This window comes from Bradyrhizobium japonicum USDA 6 (assembly GCF_000284375.1).
GTDB classification, from domain to species: Bacteria; Pseudomonadota; Alphaproteobacteria; order Rhizobiales; family Xanthobacteraceae; genus Bradyrhizobium; species Bradyrhizobium japonicum.
Map to the genome: position 1 here is coordinate 3,782,396 of NC_017249.1, position 16,337 is coordinate 3,798,732.

A 16,337-nucleotide genomic window follows, 5' to 3' on the forward strand; every position below is an offset into this window, starting at 1 on the left:
ACATGTGCGGAATCGCCGGAATCGTCAATTTGCGCGGCAATGCGGTCGAGCCGTCCGACATCTCGCGACTGACCCGCCTGATCGCGCATCGTGGTCCGTTTGGCGAAGGAATCTGGTTCAGCCCGGACCGGACTCTCGCATTCGGCCACCGTCGCCTTGCGATCATCGATCCCGGCGAGGGCGGCTATCAGCCGATGCTGTCTGCAGACGGCCGTTACGTCATTGTTTTCAACGGCGAGATCTACAATTTTCTCGAGCTGCGCCGCGAGCTCGAGGCGCAGGGCGCGGTGTTCCGTAGCGAATCCGATACCGAAGTGATCCTGGCCGCCTGGGAAGCCTGGCGGGAAGACATGCTGCCGCGCTTCAACGGCATGTGGGCCCTGGCGATCTTCGATACGAGCACGCGCGAATTGTTCCTCGCGCGCGATCGCTTCGGCATCAAGCCGCTGCTTTATGCCATGTCGCCGGAGCGATTTGTCTTCGCCTCCGAGCAGCGGGCGCTGGTGCGGAGCGGACTGATCGATCCCTCGGTCGATCTGGAGGTGGCGCGCCGGCTGTTGCTCGACGCTTTCGGGATCGAGGGAAGCGAGCGGACCTTGTTTCGGCAGGTTCGCCGTCTGCAGGCCGGCCATTGCATGTGGCTGCGCCAGGGCAAGGTCAGCGTCCGGCGCTGGTGGCGGACCGTCGATCATTTGCCGTCGGTGCCGACTACGGAATCCGAGCGCGTGGCCGGCTTCCGCGAGCTGTTCCAGGATGCCGTGGCCCTGCGGATGCGCAGCGATGTGCCGATCGGGACGTGCTTGTCCGGAGGCTTCGATTCATCGGCGGTGATCTGCACCATGGCGTCGCACGAGCAGGCCGGGATGGGGCCGCGCGACAGCACCGCGTGGCGCCACGCCTTCGTCGCGACGTTCCCGGGTGCATTGAATGACGAGCGGCCGATGGCCGAGGAGGCTGCAGCCTGGGCCAAGGTCGAGCCCACGTTTCTTGAAATCGGGCAGGCCGATGCGCTGACGGATCTCGACCGGATTCTTGACGATCTCGACGACGTCTATATCAGCCTGCCCAGCGCGGTATGGCTGATCTATCGGCAATTGAGGCAAAACGACGTGACGGTGTCGCTCGACGGCCACGGAGCGGACGAGTTGATGGGCGCCTATTTGCAGGAAGGACAGACGTTTGCGTTTCGGATCCGGAACGCGGCAGAAGATCTGGCGTCGCGATCGCCGCTGGCGCGTCGCGGCGTGGACTTCCTGCGCATGTTGGCCCTGAAGCGTCAGGGGGTCTATTTTCTGCGTGGCGGCCTGCGCGATCTTCCGGCCTCGTTGCCGCTGGTCGCGGAGGATGATGTGCTGCCGCGTGAATGGGGCGGCCTGAACCGCCGCCTCTACCGCATGTTTCACAGCACGGTGCTGCCCACAATCCTGCGCAACTTCGATCGTCTCTCGATGGCCCACGGCATCGAGGTCCGCATGCCCTTCATGGACTGGCGCCTGGTGACCTACACGATGGCGCTTCCCGAAAGCAGCAAGTCGGCGGATGGCTACACCAAGGCGGTCGCCCGGCGCGCGATGGCGAACCTGATGCCGGAGTCGATCCGCACGGCGCGCCGCAAGGTCGGCTTCAATTCGCCGATGCCCGAATGGCTGAACGGAGCCTTGGCCGGCTGGACGGCAGATCTGCTCGCTCGCGAGGTGCCGGCGTTTGCCGAACTGGTCGATGAAACGGCCTTGCGCCGGGCGGTCAGCCGCTTGACGGCGTCGAAGACGTGGGACTGGGAGGCGGTCGGACGGATCTGGCCGTATCTGAACATGAAATGGATGTTGGCAAGGTACGCGTAAGATGCGTCTGTTCCAGAATAGCTGCTTCTATCCCTCCTATCTGCCGCGGTTGAACGTGCTCGCGGCAAAGGCGGTCACCTTCGAACAGCGTCGCGAGGTGTTTCTGAACGACCGTTTCGGTGCGGCACATTTCCTGAAGCCGGTGCTTGACGGATCGCCGGAGGCCTTCTTTACCAATGGTGACGACGAGGTCCTGCAGCGGCGTTGGGCGCGCGAGCAGGGTATGTCGGGCGAGCCGACGCTCGAGGCCATCCTGCTCGCACAGATCGAGCATCACGCTACCGAGGTGTTCTACAACCTCGATCCGGTGCGTTATCCTAGCGCGTTCGTCGCGAAGCTGCCGGGGTGCGTGAAGACGACGGTGTGCTGGCGTGCGGCACCGTCGGGAAATGCCGATTTCACGGCCTATGGCGCCGTGCTTGGAAACTTTCCCTCGATCCTCGACATGTGGCGCAGCAAGGGATGCCGAGGAGAACCGTTCTTTCCGGCGCATGATCCCGTGATGGATGAGTATGGTCACGGCGAGCGTCCGATCGACGTCGCCTTTGTCGGCGGTTACTCGAGGCATCATCGCGCGCGTGCCAGGACGCTGGAGCGGGTGGCACACCTGGCGGACGCCCACAATGTCGTGTTGTGTCTCGATGCATCGCGCCTGACCAGGCTCGCCGAGAGCGCCATCGGGCGGTTGCTGCCGCTGCGACAGCACAGGCGTCCCGATGCCATCGCAGCCATCGCCCGGCCGCCTGTGTTCGGGCGAGACCTCTATGAGCTTATCGGTTCGTCGAAGATCGTCCTGAATGGCGCGATCGACATGGCCGGCGAAGATCGCGGCAATATGCGCTGCTTCGAGGCGATGGGGTGCGGTGCTCTGCTCGTGTCCGACGCCGGAAGATACCCGGAGGCCATGCAGGTTGGTGTTACGATCGAGACCTATGGTACGCCGGAACAGGCCGCCGAAGTGACCTCGCGAAGCCTGCAGGATTGGCCCCGATCGGCCGAAATCGCCGCGCTCGGGCGCGCCCGCATCCGCGACATTTACAGCAAAGACGCGCAATGGAAGGAATTCGTGGACCTCATAGGGCGCCTTTAGCCGTGCTACTGTGTTTGCCGCAGCGTCTTTCCGATTGATTGCATGAATCTCAACTACCTGATCGAGTCAAGGACGGGAGCCGGGCTCCTTCGGAGGTGTCAATTGAAAATCCGAACACGATCGGCCTTGCTGCGTGAGAGGGGGCCTGATGTCCGGCCTTTCAAAGCTCGCTCGTCATTGTGCGCATGCCATCGATGGCCTCAACTTTCACTATGTCGTCCAGCGCCTGATCGGACGGGCGACCTGCCGCTTGCATGGACAAGCATTCCTGGCTCATACCGCGCGGATCAGGAACGCGTTCGGCGATAGTGACAGGATTGTCATCGGCGACCGTTCTCACGTCAGGGGCGAGCTGATGGTCCTCGGTCACGGCGGTCGGATTACGATCGGAGAATGGTGCTATGTCGGAGTGGACACACGGATCTGGTCAGGAGCTTCGATCGACATCGGAAACCGCGTCCTGATTTCGCATTCTGTGAACATATTCGATAATCTGTCACATCCGATCCGTGCTAGCGAGCGGCACGAGCAGGCGAAGCAGATATTCACCCTGGGTCACCCACGGAACCTCTCTCTCGATGACCGCCCGATCAGGATCTGCGACGATGCGTGGATTGGTGCTTGCGCGATGGTCATGCGAGGTGTGACGATCGGTGAGGGGGGGATTGTCGCCGCGGGCGCAGTGGTCACCAAGGACGTTCCAGCGTATTCCATCGTGGCGGGTAATCCTGCCACCATCATCAGGGAATTGTCCCCGGACGAGCGATGAAGGGGCACCTGTGACAACGAGGACCGGAATGTGCTCACAAGCCAATCATCGGCCCGCAGGGTAACGTTATGTCCATGTGGGTTACCGGTGCGAACGGGTTCATCGGCCGCCATCTCGTCCGCGAGCTGGCGGGCGGCGGGCATGTGGTTCATGGTGTCGGTCATGGCGCCCTCGATCCGGCCGATGCGCGCGCGCTCGGCTTGCAGACCTCGATCAACGGTGAAGTCGACGCGGCTAATCTGAACGCGCTCGCCGCCGCGCACGGACTGCCGTCGCACGTCTTCCATCTCGCCGGCGGATCGTCCGTCGGATTGTCGATCGAACGTCCGTTCGAGGATTTTTCGCGGACCGTGGCCAGCACGGCGCGTCTGCTGGAGTGGCTTCGAAGCTTTGCGCCCGGGAGCCGGCTGGTCGTTGTGTCGAGCGCTGCGGTCTACGGCGCCGACCACGCCGGGCCGATTCCCGAAAGCGCGGCGCCGGCGCCGATGTCGCCCTACGGCCACCACAAGCTGATGATGGAGCAGCTGTGTCAAAGCTACGTCCAGAGCTTCGGCATTCGCTGCATGGTCGTGCGATTGTTCTCGGTCTATGGTCCCAACCTTCGCAAGCAGCTTCTGTGGGACATCTGCTCGCGGCTGCGGAACGAGCAGCGCACGCTGAATCTCGGTGGAACAGGAGCCGAGATCAGGGACTGGACCGACGTTCGCGACGTTGTCCGCCTGCTGGCACGCGTCGCAGAGGGGCCGTGGCAGGACGATTTTGGCGTGATCAATGGCGGCTCCGGGCGCGGTGTGAGCGTGGCTGGCGTTGCCGAAGGCCTGATCGGGCATTGGGGCGGCAACACGGTCGTGCGGTTTTCCGGTGTCGCACGGCCGGGCGATCCGACGAGCCTGCTCGCCGATAGCGGGCGCGTGCTCGATATGAATTTCGATTGGCGCATTCCGCTGGAGCGCGGCCTGGCCGACTACGTCGAATGGTTCAGGGGCCAAGCCCGTGCCTGAGCGCGCGCCGGTGCGGATCGCCTTCACCAACATTCCGCGCCGCCTATGGGCAGGAGGCCATAACTATCAACGCAATCTGTTCGAGGCGCTCAACAGGCACGCGCCGGGATCGGTGACGCCCGTGCTGTTTGCCGGAACGGCCGATGATTCCGAGGAGATCACGGCGCTGGCCGGCATTCCCGCCGTCGAGGTCGTGCGCTCGCCGGTGTTCGATCATGCCGCGACCGGCCTTGCCCGTGCGACGGATCTCGCCCGCGCGATTGCCTTTGGTCTGGACGGTCCCGCCATCGCCGAGTTCAGGACTCGCAAGATCGACATGGTGTTCGAATCGGCGCGCTTCTTTGGCTGGCGTCTGCCGTTCCCCGCGATCGCCTGGTTTCCGGATTTCCAGCACCGCTTGCTCCCGCATCTTTTCTCGAGGAGCGCCTATTGGCGGCGTGATCTCGGCTTTCGGATCCAGCTTGCCTCCGGCCGCCACGTCATGTTGAGCAGCGCCAGCGCACTTGGTGATCTCAAGAAATTCTATCCGGGTCTGTTGAACGCCGTCTCCGTGGTCCGGTTTGCGACCGAACCGCCGGCCAGCCTCCTCGCCACGAATCCGTCCGACGTGATCGCAAGCTACGGCTTGCCGCCGTGCTATTTCTATCTGCCGAACCAGTTCTGGCGTCACAAGAATCACCAGCTCGTCGTCGATGCGCTTGACCTCTTGAAACGCAGGGGGCTCGACGTCGTCGTCGCGGCGTCGGGAAGCACGCTGGACTTCCGCGAGCCCGGTCTTTTCGACGCGATGATGCAAGACGTCAAAGCGCGCGGCCTCGAGACGAACTTCCGGCATCTCGGAATGATCCCGCTCGACCATGTCTACGCGCTCCTGCGCGCATCGGCCGCGCTCATCAATCCTTCGGAGTGCGAGGGGTGGAGTACCACCGTCGAGGAAGCAAAGTCGTTTGGTGTCCCGATGCTGCTGTCCGGCCTCGAGGTGCATCGCGAGCAGACCGAGGGTCGCGCGCGATATTTCGGCATTCACGATGCCGAAGCCTTGGCCGAGCACATGTCGCAGGTCGCGCGATCGGCCGATCCTGGGATCGTCCGCGACCTCCTGCCCAATCTCGATGAGCGCGTCAAAGCCTTCGTTGCCGATTTCGTCGGGCTGACCGCGGATGTGATGAAAAATCCGGGAGCTCCCTAGTCAGGGTTTCCGGTCCGCATCGAAGATGCCCCGCGGCGTCACATACCAGAGCAGGAAGAGAAGCGCGGCGCCGTGGGTCACCATGGCGACGGAAAGCGGCGTGTTGAGCAGAACGTGCGGTAGCGTGCCACTGGAGATCAACACGAATCGCTGCGGCAGTCCTGCCGAGGCTCGGTTGCCCAGAGCCAGGATGAAACCCGCCGCAAGTGCTGTCAGTGGCGCAAGGTAAAGTCCGACCGAGGCGACACCCTCCGTCGCGAACAGGGAGGCGTTGAGCATGCCGAACCCGTACGTTTCCTGCATCACTACCGACAGTTGATCCCGGTAAGCGCAAGGCATCACGGTTTTCAGCAGCGAGATCTGACAGAAATGGGTCAGCGGATGGCTCGCAAAGAAATCGTTGTAGATGTCGAGCGCACTCGATGTCGTCGCGATCATCCGGATGTTGACGAGGTCGAAATATCGGCCGACGATTCCGTTAAGGCTTGCGCCTGTTGCGACGTTCGCGATGAGGCCGATCAGCATGGGAATGAAGATCGAAAAGATGACCGAAGTTCGCGCCGGCGCAAAGCGTGACAGCACGGCCAGCGCGAACAGCCACGCGGGCGTGAAGAAGGTGAATTTCGTCAGCGTGATCGGATAGAAGAAGAGGAGCAGGATCACGACCAGCACGGCACGCCAGCGATGGCCGAGTAGCCAGTAACAGGCGAAGGCGAACGGCAGCAGCGTGCTGGAGACCCAGCCGATGAGATATCGCACCGGGCCGGGAAATGCGATCTCGCCGCGGTAATCGTAGATGTTTGCGATCGCGACCAGGCGGAAATTGTAGGTCGAGGCGACGGCGATGGTGCCGATGGAGATCGCCAGGATCAGCGTCAACAGATGCTCGAAGCGGGCATTCGACAGTGCGACGAGCTGCCGGAACGGCGCCCGCACGAACAGCATGGGCAACAGCACCAATATCAGCGACAAGCCCGCCGAAAGCCCCGCGAGCAATTGCGGGTAGCTGTATTCGGAGAAGACGTCGATCCACAGGAAGCCGAGGATCATCGTGTAGAAATAGAAGCCGACGAAATAGCCGAAGCTGAACCGGGCGGCAGCGAACAGCAGCGAGACGATCGAGAAGGCAGACGCGATGGCGACCGCGATCCAGACGCGGTCGCCGCTGAAGTGGATATAGGACTGGAAAGTCGCAACCCTGATCAGCGACAGGCAGGCGACAGCGCTATGCAACAGCACCAGGGTCGTCAAAGCGGCCCTGGTGTCGAGCCGGGCTCGCAGGTTGCTGATGATGCCGGACAGAGCACTCATGGCGGACAGGCTCGCTTGCGGACGAGGTGAGCTGCGAGCGGGATCAGGCTATTTCGAGTGAGTGCTTGAAATAGGCGATGGTCTCCTTCAGGCCGTCCTCGAGTGCGACCTTCGGCTCCCAGTTCAGCGTCGCCTTCGCCTTGGCGAGGTCGGGCTGGCGCTGTCGCGGGTCGTCCTGCGGCAGTGGCTTGAACACCAGCTTCGAGCGCGAGCCCGTGAGCTCGATGACTTTCTCGGCGAGCTCGCGGATCGTGAACTCGGAATTGTTGCCGAGATTGATCGGGCCGGTAACGTCTTCGTTCGTCACCATCAGCCGCAGGATGGCTTCGACGAGATCGTCGACATAGCAGAACGAGCGGGTCTGTCCGCCGTCGCCGAACACGGTGATCGCCTCGCCCTTGAGTGCCTGGACGATGAAGGACGACACCACGCGCCCGTCATTGGGCTGCATGCGCGGGCCATAGGTGTTGAAGATGCGCGCGACCTTGATCGGCAGGCCGTGCTGGCGCCAGTAGTCGAAGAACAGCGTCTCGGCGCAGCGCTTGCCTTCGTCGTAGCAGGAGCGGATGCCGATCGGGTTGACGTTGCCCCAATAATCCTCGGTCTGGGGATGGATCAGCGGATCGCCATAGATCTCGCTGGTCGAGGCCTGGAAGATCCGCGCCTTGAGCCGCTTGGCGAGGCCGAGCATGTTAATGGCGCCGTGCACCGAGGTCTTGGTGGTCTGCACGGGGTCGCGCTGGTAGTGGATCGGCGAGGCCGGGCAGGCCAGGTTGAAGATCGCGTCGACCTCGATGTAGAGCGGGAAGGTGACGTCGTGCCGGACCGCCTCGAACAGCGGATTTGCGATCAGATGGGCAATGTTGCGCCGGCTGCCGGTGAAATAATTGTCCGCGGACACCACCTCGGCGCCGGCGTCGAGCAGCCGCTCGCAGATGTGCGATCCGATGAAGCCGGCGCCTCCGGTCACGAGGACGCGGCTGTTCTTGTAGCTGTCAAACGGCATTATCGGTTCCAGGTTGATCTTGTGCTGAGCGGGAGGCCTTTGCCGGGCTGGGCGAGCAGAGTGGTATCGGTATCGAAAGGAATCGCCAACCCTGTTTTGAGGAGGTAATATGATACCTCATCCTCGGACATCCGCCGAGGGGGTATTTCATCTCAAGCCCGGGGCGGGCGAGGTTGGTGCGCCCCCTTGGCAGGGCCTCTGCCTGACCTGGAAGCGCCAGCGCCCCGCGCTCTAATCGCGAGGGAGCACGGATTGCTTGCCGTAGAATTCGGCGATGCAATCGTTCGGCATCTTGCCCGGGTTGTCGGTCAGGTCGGCGTCCATCAAGAGGGACGGCCTGACCGACCTCTTGGGTACGACAACATCCCGATCCTTGATCGCTCGAAGCAGGTCATCCCGCTGAAGGCTCTCGCTCCAGAAGGTGGCGAATTGTGATCGCTCCGCACGGACAGACACCAGCGCGCGGCCATTGAGAAGGAGCAACGAAACGAGTCCGCAGGCCACCAAGGCTGTCATGCGAAAAGACTGGTGCCAGCTTAGTGACGGGATGAAGCGCGCCGCCAGGGCGACGACGCATGCTGAGCCCGCGAGAAGGAAAACCACGACCTCGTTCCGCGCTCTCATTGCGAGATCCGAAGCAGTCGCAAAGTAGCCAACGAAATAAGCAGCATAGGTGCCAGCGAGAACAGCCGCCGCGAGCCCGGCGATCAAGACCAGCAGGCGGGCCGCCGTCGGCCTGGGTTGCGAAGGCGCCACGAAGACCGAGAACAACGCGACGAAAACGAACCAGGCCCACGTCGCCTCTTGCCCGAAGAGCCAGAACAGTTCGAGCCACAGGTAGTACAGCCCCATGGTGAAGGATGCGGCGATCTTCCCGCCCTCCGGGTATTCCGCCATTCGGACCGCATTCCCCGGCGCCAAGAGCAGCATCGCAAAACCGATGAAGGTCACCGTCAGCATCGTTGCATGGCTCGCCAGTTGCGGATGCGGATGGCAGGCCTTTCGATAGAGGGCGGATCCGGCGACGAGGGCCATGATCCAAAGCGGCGTGAACTCGTTGGCGAGAGCCCCTAGGAAGCACAATGCCGAGAGAACGACGACCCAGCCGGTCGAGAGGACGGTTTCGTTCGCAGCGGACCGCACCAACTCGACAAGGATGATCATCACAAAGGCAGCAGGAATCATGTAGGGGGCGCTGCCCGAAACCCAATAAAGCATCTCCCGCAGACTGATCGCCAGAACGAATGTCGCCGCGGTGAGCATCACGCCCGCCAAAAATCTTTCCGGCCACGAGAGACCGGTCCACAACCGGCCGGCCCAAAAAACGCTCACCGTGAGGAAGACGGCCATCCCGCAAATGAGCGTGACCGGATAGATGGTAAGATAATCGACGCCGGTGACCTTACTGGCAAGGTTTGGGGCTGCGATCGTCACCAGAGAGGTGAGCCGACCCATCGATGCCAAATAATAGGATTTGACCATTCCGACGAGGCCAAAGCTGTTGAAGCGATTCGTCAGACAATAATCGTCGCTTTCAGGCATCGCATAGAGCGCGATCGACGCCAGCCAGACCAGGATGAAAAGAGCCACGGCCGCGGCCAGCAGAGGCATCACGTCCAGCACGCGGCGTCCAAGGCGCATGATAAATCCAGCTCAGAACGATTGTGGGTAGATCGCCCCATAGTATCTGCTCTCCATCTGCCACAGAAAACGCGACATTTTCAATACAACCCGAGATGGAACCGCACAGGGAAATCTGACTGCCCGGCGCGATCATGAGCCCGGCGTGGATCACGCCGGCGGTGGCGCGCAAGGCGCGTCACGACGTGTCGAACATAGCTCATTGGGCTGCCCGCTCAGGGCATCAAATGATTTCCAGCTGCCCCGGGTTCGTATAGAAGCCGTCTGGAAAGCGAAAGGGAGAGCGCCTCCCGTCCGGAGCCGGCTTATGAAAGTTGTCATCCTCGCGGGTGGTCTTGGAACCCGAATTGCCGAAGAGACCAGCACGCGGCCGAAGCCAATGGTCGAGATCGGCGGCCGGCCCATCCTGTGGCATATCATGAAGATCTACAGCCATTACGGCTTCAATGATTTCGTGATCTGCCTCGGCTACCGGGGCTACATGATCAAGGAGTACTTCGCGAACTACTTCCTGCACATGTCCGACGTCACCTTCCATCTCGCCGAGAACCGGATGGAGGTGCATCGCGAGACCGCCGAGCCCTGGCGGGTCACGCTGGTCGACACCGGCGAGGACACCCAGACCGGCGGCCGGCTGAAGCGGGTGCTGCCTTACGTCGCGAACGAGCCGTTCTTTGCGCTGACCTATGGCGACGGCGTCGCCGACATCGACCTCGCCGCCGAGATCGCCTTCCACAAAGCGCATGGGCGCAGGGCCACCGTCTCGGTGGTGCGGCCCGCGAAACGGTTCGGCGCGGTCGCGATCGAAGGCGACCGGGTGGTCAATTTCGAGGAGAAGCCCAATGACGACGGCGGCTGGATCAATGGCGGATTCTTCCTGCTGTCGCCGTCGGTTGGCGAGCTGATCACGGGCGACAAGACGATCTGGGAGCGCGAGCCGATGGAGCAGCTCGTGCGCGGCGACGATTTGCGCGCCTATGTGCATCCTGGCTTTTGGCACCCGATGGATTCGCTGCGCGATCGCAATTTCCTCGAGGCCGAGTGGGCGGGCAACCGCGCCAAATGGAGGGTCTGGTGACGGATCCGGCATTCTGGCGCGGCAAGAAGGTCTTTCTGACCGGGCATACCGGCTTCAAGGGCGCGTGGGCTTCGCTGCTGCTGCGTCGTCTCGGCGCCACTGTCTACGGCTATGCACTGCCGCCGACGCATCAATCCGCGCTGTTCGTGACGGCTCGCATCGCCGACGACATCAAGCACCGCGTGGCCGACATCCGCGATCTCTCGGCGTTGCGCGGCGCAATGGCAGAGGCCGATCCCGACATTGTCATCCACATGGCCGCGCAGGCGCTGGTGCGCCCGTCCTATGAGGAGCCGGTCGAGACGTTTGCGACCAACGTGATGGGCACGGTGCACGTGCTGGAGGCGGCACGGCAGCTTCGCTCGCTTCAGGCGATGCTGATCGTCACCACCGACAAATGCTACGAGAACAACGGCACGGGCGCGGCCTTCCGCGAGAGCGACCGTCTCGGCGGCGACGATCCCTACAGCAACAGCAAGGCCTGCGCCGAGCTCGTGACGCACTCCTATCGCCACAGCTTCTTCAATGCGAAGGGCGCGGCGCGTGTCGCGACTGCGCGCGCCGGCAACGTCTTCGGCGGCGGCGACTGGGCGCGCGACCGTCTGGTGCCCGACGCGATGCAGGCCTTCCTCGCGGGCGAGGCGCTGCGCATCCGCAATCCCAATTCGGTGCGGCCGTGGCAGCACGCGCTCGATCCGGTGCTCGGCTATCTCAAGCTGGTCGAGCGGCTGGCGGGCGACGACCATTTCATCGGCGGCTGGAATTTCGGGCCCGACGCGGCAAGCGAGGTACCGGTCGGGACCGTGGTCGAACATCTGATCGCGCTGTGGGGCGACGGCGCGCGCTGGACGGCCGATGCCGGCCCGCATCCGCACGAAGCCGCCTATCTCAGGCTCGACTGCGCCAAGGCGCGCGGCGAGCTCGGTTGGACGCCGCGGCTCGATCTGGCCCAGGGTCTGCGCCTCACCGTCGACTGGTACAGGGCGCTGCGCGAAGGCCGGGACCTGCGCAGATTCTCGCTCGACCAGCTCGATCAGGTCGTTGGCGCGTCGTCGAGGACGGTCGCGTGATGTGACGGCTCGCGGCGGCCGGGGCCGAAGAAAGCGGACCGCCGCGTCTCGACCGATCTTGCCGTGGCGCGAATGCGCAGGAGATCCTTGCGGGCGACCAGGCCGAGGAGATGCCCGGTCTCGCGCTCGACGATCGGCACCCGCCCGACATCGGCCAGAACCATCCGATCGGCAACATGCGACACGGGCTCGTCGGGATAGCCGAGCGTGAGCGAGCGGTCCGAGGCGCAGTCGAACAGGGTGTCGCGGCCGTCGGCGCTTTCCGCGCGCCACCGCAGGACGTCCGAGCGGCCGACGAGACCGGAGAGCCGTCCGCCGGCATCGATCAGCGGATAGGACTTGTGACGTCGCTCCCCGCCGGAGAAGAACGATACGGCTTCGCCGACGGTCATGGTTGCGGGCAGGGTATCGACATCCTTCACCATCACTTCGTTGATGCGAAGCAGGTCGAACGGGTCGATGCCGTATTCGCGCACGACGTGCTGGCCGCGCCGCGCGATCTTTTCGGTGAGAATCGAGCGCTTGAGCAGCAACACGGTGAGCGCATAAGCCGCGCTCGTGGCAATCAGAAGCGGTCCAAGCATCGCAAAGTCGCCGGTCAGCTCGACGGCGAACAGGATCGCAGTCAGCGGCGAGCGCATGGTGCCGCCCATCATTGCGGCCATGCCGATAAGCGCCCACGCACCATGCGCCCCCGGCAGCAACTGTCCTTCGAGCCAGCCGGCGCAGCCGCCGAAAATAAGAAGCGGCGCGAGGACGCCGCCGGAGGTGCCCGATGCCAGGGCAACGATCCAGATCGCCGACTTCACGAGCAGGATCACGAGTGTGGCCGACACCGCAATGTGGTCGTTGAGCAGGTCGCCGATGATATCGTAGCCGACACCGAGCGCGCGCGGCTCGATCAGGCCGCCGGCGCCGACGAACAATCCGCCGATCGCCGGCCACCACATCCAGTGAATTGGCAGGCGGCCGAAGAAATCCTCGGCCTTGTACAGGAGAGTAGTCAGCAATCCCGATTGCAATCCTGCGGCGATGCCGATGCCGATACAGGCAAGCGGTCCCCACCACGGCAAATCGAGCTGGCCGGCGAACGGAAACAGTGGCCCGGTGCCGATCAGCCAGGGCCGCAGCGCCGACGACACCACGCAGGCGGCGATCACGGGAATCAGGCTGCGCGGCTTCAGCTCGAACAGGAGAAGCTCGACGGCGAGCATGACGGCGGCGACCGGGGTTCCGAAGATGGCCGTCATACCCGCGGTCGCCCCGGCGACCAGCAACGCCTTGCGCTCGGCGGCGGTGAGATGGAAGCATTGGGCGAAGAGAGAGCCGACGGCGCCGCCGGTCATGATGATCGGGCCCTCGGCGCCGAACGGGCCGCCAGTACCGATCGAGATGGCCGACGACAGCGGTTTGAGGACGGCGACTTTCGGCTGGAGACGGCTGCCGCCGATGAGGATGGCCTCGATCGCCTCGGGAATTCCGTGGCCGCGAATCTTCTCTGAGCCAAAGCGCGCCATCAGGCCGATGACGAGGCCGCCGACGGCTGGAGCCGCCACCATCCAGGCGCCAGGTTTCATGCCCGACAGCGAGAGCGTCTGCGTGCTCAGCGTTTGCAGCCATACCGCATTGGTGACGATCGCGATGGCGTGCAGCAACAGCCACGCCGTCGCCGCGCCGCCGGCGCCGACGAAGACGGCCATGGCAACCAGCATCAGAACACGCCGGTCTGTCGTGAAGTCGCCAAGGCGCGGCAGGGAATTGGCGGGGATGGAGCGTGGCATCTTGGTCCGATCGGGAACAACGCAATTATAAGGATGACGGAGCGGAGCGGTCACAGCCGCCGGCTCGGCGGAAATATATCGTAAGACGATATAAATCAATGGGTCATTGATGGCGGGAAGATCGAGTCGAAAATAAGTTGAAGAACCGCTTGGCGCGGCAATTCCAGAATCGCGGCGATGCGCGCCTGCCGGGAGACTGCGTGTTTGTTCAAGTCTCTGGCAAAGAGCGGCCCGTCAAAGCGGCACGTCGGCGACGTAGATGGCGGACTTGCGATAATATCTGGCGATGCAGTCGTTCGGCAATCGGTCGGCATTGGCCGTGACGTCGGCGGTCATCAGCAGAGAGGGTGTCCATTTATGCCAGGGAACGGCGATCACCGGTTCGATGCTTGTTGTCAGGAGGACGTGCCGGGCGACGCTTTCCTCCCAGTACGGGTAGAGGTCTTGCCACTGCTTGCGCAGTAGCGACGACGTTGAGCTGAAGCCGAGCGAGGCGATCATGAGAAGCGCAAGGCTGGTCGGCAGCGTGACCGGGTCGAGGAGGCCGCGATAGCGGCCTGCCGAAAGGCGCTCGCGCAATTGCGTGCGGTGCGCCCGGACCAATAGTCTAACACTCAGCATCAGTCCGAACAGCAGCAGGATCAGTGCCTGGTTCTGCGCTCTTTCGACGAGCCGGAACCCCGTCGCATACCGATGCGTGAAATATTCGAAGTAGCAACAGGCCAGGCAGGTGGCGACGATTCCGAGTGCCAGCATCTTGCCGTTGGCCTGTGCCGGCCTCGCTGGCTCCGGCTCGACGAGGACGATGGCGCCTGCGGCGATGAGCGAGACGACGATTGCTGGCTCGCGGAAAAATCGGCCGAGCCCGACGAGCGAATCGCGCAAGCCGTTGATCAGCGACGGCAGGAGGTGACCGCCATTCGGGAGCTGCTCCATGCGCGCGCTATTGCCGCTGGCCGATACCACGACGACGAAGCCGACGGCGATAGCGACGGCGATCAAGCCGTGATGCGCGATCTGGCGCGGCTGACCGAAGAGGTGGCGCGCGAGGAGGGATGCGGCGAGGATCAGCAGCAGCCAGACGCCGGTGAACTCGTTGCACATCGCGGCGACGAGTCCGCCCAGCGCCATGCCGATGGTGAGTAGCCAGGAAAACTCTGTTTCGGTGTCGAGCGCCCGGGTGCACTCGCCCAGGATCAGAATGGTGAGGAGCGCAGGCGGGACGTAGCAAATCAGGCCCGTCAGCCAGTAGAGCAGCTCGCGCAGGTTCGGCGTCGCGCTGACCACGGTGCTTGCAAATGCGAAGGTGAGGAAGGCCAATTGCAGCGCGCCGGCGCGAGGCCATGCGCGGACCGTCGCGACAGCCAATCCGAACAGGAACAGGCCCGCAGCCGCGGCCAGCGCCAGCGAATAGGCCGACAGCAGGCTGACATTCGTGGCCGCGGAGATCGCCGGCGGAATTTGGCCCAGGATCAGGACCACGATCCGGCCCGACAGCGATTGATAGAAGATCGAAATGGTCTGGACGAACCCGTGGCGCGCGTGCAGATCCGCGAAACAGAAATCGTCGTGCTCGGGCGCGCTGAGCAAAGTCAGCGCAAACAGGCAGAACAGAAACGCCGCGGGAAATAGGCTACCCAGCGCCCACGCAAGGCTGGCCCTGCGCGCGGCGACAGGACGCGTCGCCGACGCCATAGCGTCTTGATTGTACACCCAAAGCCCCCCCCGGTGACCCGGGTTAGACTAGTGACAACCGATCCAGCTCGCAACGTTCATTTTGGGCAAACCTCGCGTACCGCTAGAATTGCCGCCGCTTGAGCCAGGCGCGCGCGCTCCAATGGCCGAAGCACCAGGCCGACTTGAGCAGCGGCAGTCGCTCGACGTTGCGGTAGACGTTCCAGACCCATTTGGCGGAGCGCACCGGGCGGCTGGAGACGGACGAGCCCCTGACGCGGTAGCGCGCCAGATCCTCATTGAGGCCGTGGGCGATATGGCCGCGCCGGAGGATGGAGAGCCACAGGCAGAAATCGTCGTAGCCCTCGTTGGTCATCGCGACAGGCCCCGAAATCTCGAGGTCGACCAGCGCGGTCAATGTCGCGATCGAGGTGTTTTTCAGGAGCTGATCGTAGCTGAGCTGCGCCGGCACCGCGATCAGCCGGCCGGACATGGTGTTGGCCTCGTCGATGCGGCGGAACGCGGTGTAGCTCAGCGCGGCGCCTTTCTCCCGGGCAAAGGCGAGCTGGCGTTCGAGCTTCGCGGGCAGCCACAGATCGTCGCTGTCGAGGAAGGCGAGATAGCGGCCCTTTGCCTCGTCGATCGCGGCCTGGCGCGCCAGCGCCGGACCGCCGTTCTTCGGCAGCCGGATCAGCTTGACGCGCGGGTCGCGTTCGCCGATCTCCGCGATGATCTTGGGGGTGCGATCCGTCGAGCAGTCATCGGCGATCAGCAATTCCCAGTCGTCGAAAGTCTGGGCCTGCACCGAATGGATGGTTTCCTCGATGAAGCGCTCGACGTTCCAGGACGGCATGATGATGGAGACGAGAGGCATCGCGTGATCCGT

The 16,337-nt window shown here is 63.5% G+C and carries 13 protein-coding genes; 7 read left to right on the forward strand and 6 right to left on the reverse strand.

Translation table 11 applies throughout. From position 1 onward, the window contains the following. Positions 1-2: 2 nt before the first annotated feature. From asnB to BJ6T_RS17705, 5 genes are all read left to right on the forward strand, one after another. Positions 3-1,841, forward strand: coding sequence for an asparagine synthase (glutamine-hydrolyzing) (gene asnB / locus BJ6T_RS17685; RefSeq protein ID WP_014493819.1), 1,839 nt, complete (start codon positions 3-5; stop codon positions 1,839-1,841). 1 nt (position 1,842) lies between these two features. Then, positions 1,843-2,931 (forward strand): glycosyltransferase family protein, encoded by a 1,089-nt coding sequence (locus BJ6T_RS17690; RefSeq protein WP_014493820.1) that lies wholly within the window; start codon positions 1,843-1,845, stop codon positions 2,929-2,931. Positions 2,932-3,079: 148 nt separating this feature from the next. Then, entirely contained in the window at positions 3,080-3,700 is a 621-nt protein-coding gene (locus BJ6T_RS17695) for an acyltransferase (RefSeq protein WP_028170544.1), read from the forward strand. 68 nt (positions 3,701-3,768) lie between these two features. After that, on the forward strand, positions 3,769-4,701 hold the full coding sequence (locus tag BJ6T_RS17700; protein WP_014493822.1) for an NAD-dependent epimerase/dehydratase family protein: 933 nt from the start codon (positions 3,769-3,771) through the stop codon (positions 4,699-4,701). After that, the gene (locus BJ6T_RS17705; protein WP_014493823.1) at positions 4,694-5,890 is read left to right on the forward strand and encodes a glycosyltransferase family 4 protein; all 1,197 of its coding nucleotides are present in this window, start codon (positions 4,694-4,696) and stop codon (positions 5,888-5,890) included. Before BJ6T_RS17700 ends, BJ6T_RS17705 begins: the two co-directional genes overlap by 8 nt. On the opposite strand, the gene BJ6T_RS17710 is transcribed toward BJ6T_RS17705, so the two are convergent. The 3 genes from BJ6T_RS17710 to BJ6T_RS17720 all read right to left on the reverse strand — a co-directional run bounded on the left by BJ6T_RS17710 (position 5,891) and on the right by BJ6T_RS17720 (position 9,848). Beyond that, on the reverse strand, positions 5,891-7,201 hold the full coding sequence (locus BJ6T_RS17710; protein ID WP_014493824.1) for a hypothetical protein: 1,311 nt from the start codon (positions 7,199-7,201) through the stop codon (positions 5,891-5,893). Positions 7,202-7,244: 43 nt separating this feature from the next. Further along, the gene (locus tag BJ6T_RS17715; RefSeq protein WP_014493825.1) at positions 7,245-8,207 is read right to left on the reverse strand and encodes a UDP-glucuronic acid decarboxylase family protein; all 963 of its coding nucleotides are present in this window, start codon (positions 8,205-8,207) and stop codon (positions 7,245-7,247) included. Positions 8,208-8,438: 231 nt separating this feature from the next. Beyond that, positions 8,439-9,848, reverse strand: a complete 1,410-nt coding sequence (locus tag BJ6T_RS17720; RefSeq protein ID WP_014493826.1) for a DUF6056 family protein — start codon at positions 9,846-9,848, stop codon at positions 8,439-8,441. A gap of 307 nt (positions 9,849-10,155) precedes the next feature. Between BJ6T_RS17720 and rfbF the strand changes: the two genes are divergently transcribed. Together rfbF and rfbG are read left to right on the forward strand one after the other, a co-directional pair. Further along, positions 10,156-10,926: a glucose-1-phosphate cytidylyltransferase gene (rfbF, locus tag BJ6T_RS17725; protein ID WP_014493827.1), complete on the forward strand. Its 771-nt coding sequence runs from the start codon at positions 10,156-10,158 to the stop codon at positions 10,924-10,926. Further along, positions 10,923-11,996: a CDP-glucose 4,6-dehydratase gene (gene rfbG / locus BJ6T_RS17730; RefSeq protein ID WP_014493828.1), complete on the forward strand. Its 1,074-nt coding sequence runs from the start codon at positions 10,923-10,925 to the stop codon at positions 11,994-11,996. The genes rfbF and rfbG overlap by 4 nt, the downstream gene beginning before the upstream one ends. Here the strand turns inward: rfbG and BJ6T_RS17735 are convergent. From BJ6T_RS17735 to BJ6T_RS17745, 3 genes are all read right to left on the reverse strand, one after another. Then, complete coding sequence (locus BJ6T_RS17735; RefSeq protein WP_014493829.1) at positions 11,960-13,777, reverse strand: chloride channel protein; 1,818 nt, start codon at positions 13,775-13,777, stop codon at positions 11,960-11,962. The two genes, rfbG and BJ6T_RS17735, sit on opposite strands and share 37 nt — an antisense overlap. A gap of 234 nt (positions 13,778-14,011) precedes the next feature. After that, positions 14,012-15,490, reverse strand: coding sequence for a DUF6056 family protein (locus BJ6T_RS17740; protein ID WP_141378582.1), 1,479 nt, complete (start codon positions 15,488-15,490; stop codon positions 14,012-14,014). An 85-nt stretch (positions 15,491-15,575) separates the two neighbouring features. Beyond that, positions 15,576-16,325: a glycosyltransferase family 2 protein gene (locus BJ6T_RS17745; protein WP_014493831.1), complete on the reverse strand. Its 750-nt coding sequence runs from the start codon at positions 16,323-16,325 to the stop codon at positions 15,576-15,578. Positions 16,326-16,337 lie beyond the last annotated feature (12 nt).

Coding starts and splice junctions, on each gene's coding strand:
- asnB (WP_014493819.1), top strand. CDS start 3: ATGTGCGGAATCGCCGGAATCGTCAATTTGCGCGGCAATGCGGTCGAG.
- BJ6T_RS17690 (WP_014493820.1), top strand. CDS start 1,843: ATGCGTCTGTTCCAGAATAGCTGCTTCTATCCCTCCTATCTGCCGCGG.
- BJ6T_RS17695 (WP_028170544.1), top strand. CDS start 3,080: ATGTCCGGCCTTTCAAAGCTCGCTCGTCATTGTGCGCATGCCATCGAT.
- BJ6T_RS17700 (WP_014493822.1), top strand. CDS start 3,769: ATGTCCATGTGGGTTACCGGTGCGAACGGGTTCATCGGCCGCCATCTC.
- BJ6T_RS17710 (WP_014493824.1), bottom strand. CDS start 7,201: ATGAGTGCTCTGTCCGGCATCATCAGCAACCTGCGAGCCCGGCTCGAC.
- BJ6T_RS17715 (WP_014493825.1), bottom strand. CDS start 8,207: ATGCCGTTTGACAGCTACAAGAACAGCCGCGTCCTCGTGACCGGAGGC.
- BJ6T_RS17720 (WP_014493826.1), bottom strand. CDS start 9,848: ATGCGCCTTGGACGCCGCGTGCTGGACGTGATGCCTCTGCTGGCCGCG.
- rfbF (WP_014493827.1), top strand. CDS start 10,156: ATGAAAGTTGTCATCCTCGCGGGTGGTCTTGGAACCCGAATTGCCGAA.
- BJ6T_RS17735 (WP_014493829.1), bottom strand. CDS start 13,777: ATGCCACGCTCCATCCCCGCCAATTCCCTGCCGCGCCTTGGCGACTTC.
- BJ6T_RS17745 (WP_014493831.1), bottom strand. CDS start 16,325: ATGCCTCTCGTCTCCATCATCATGCCGTCCTGGAACGTCGAGCGCTTC.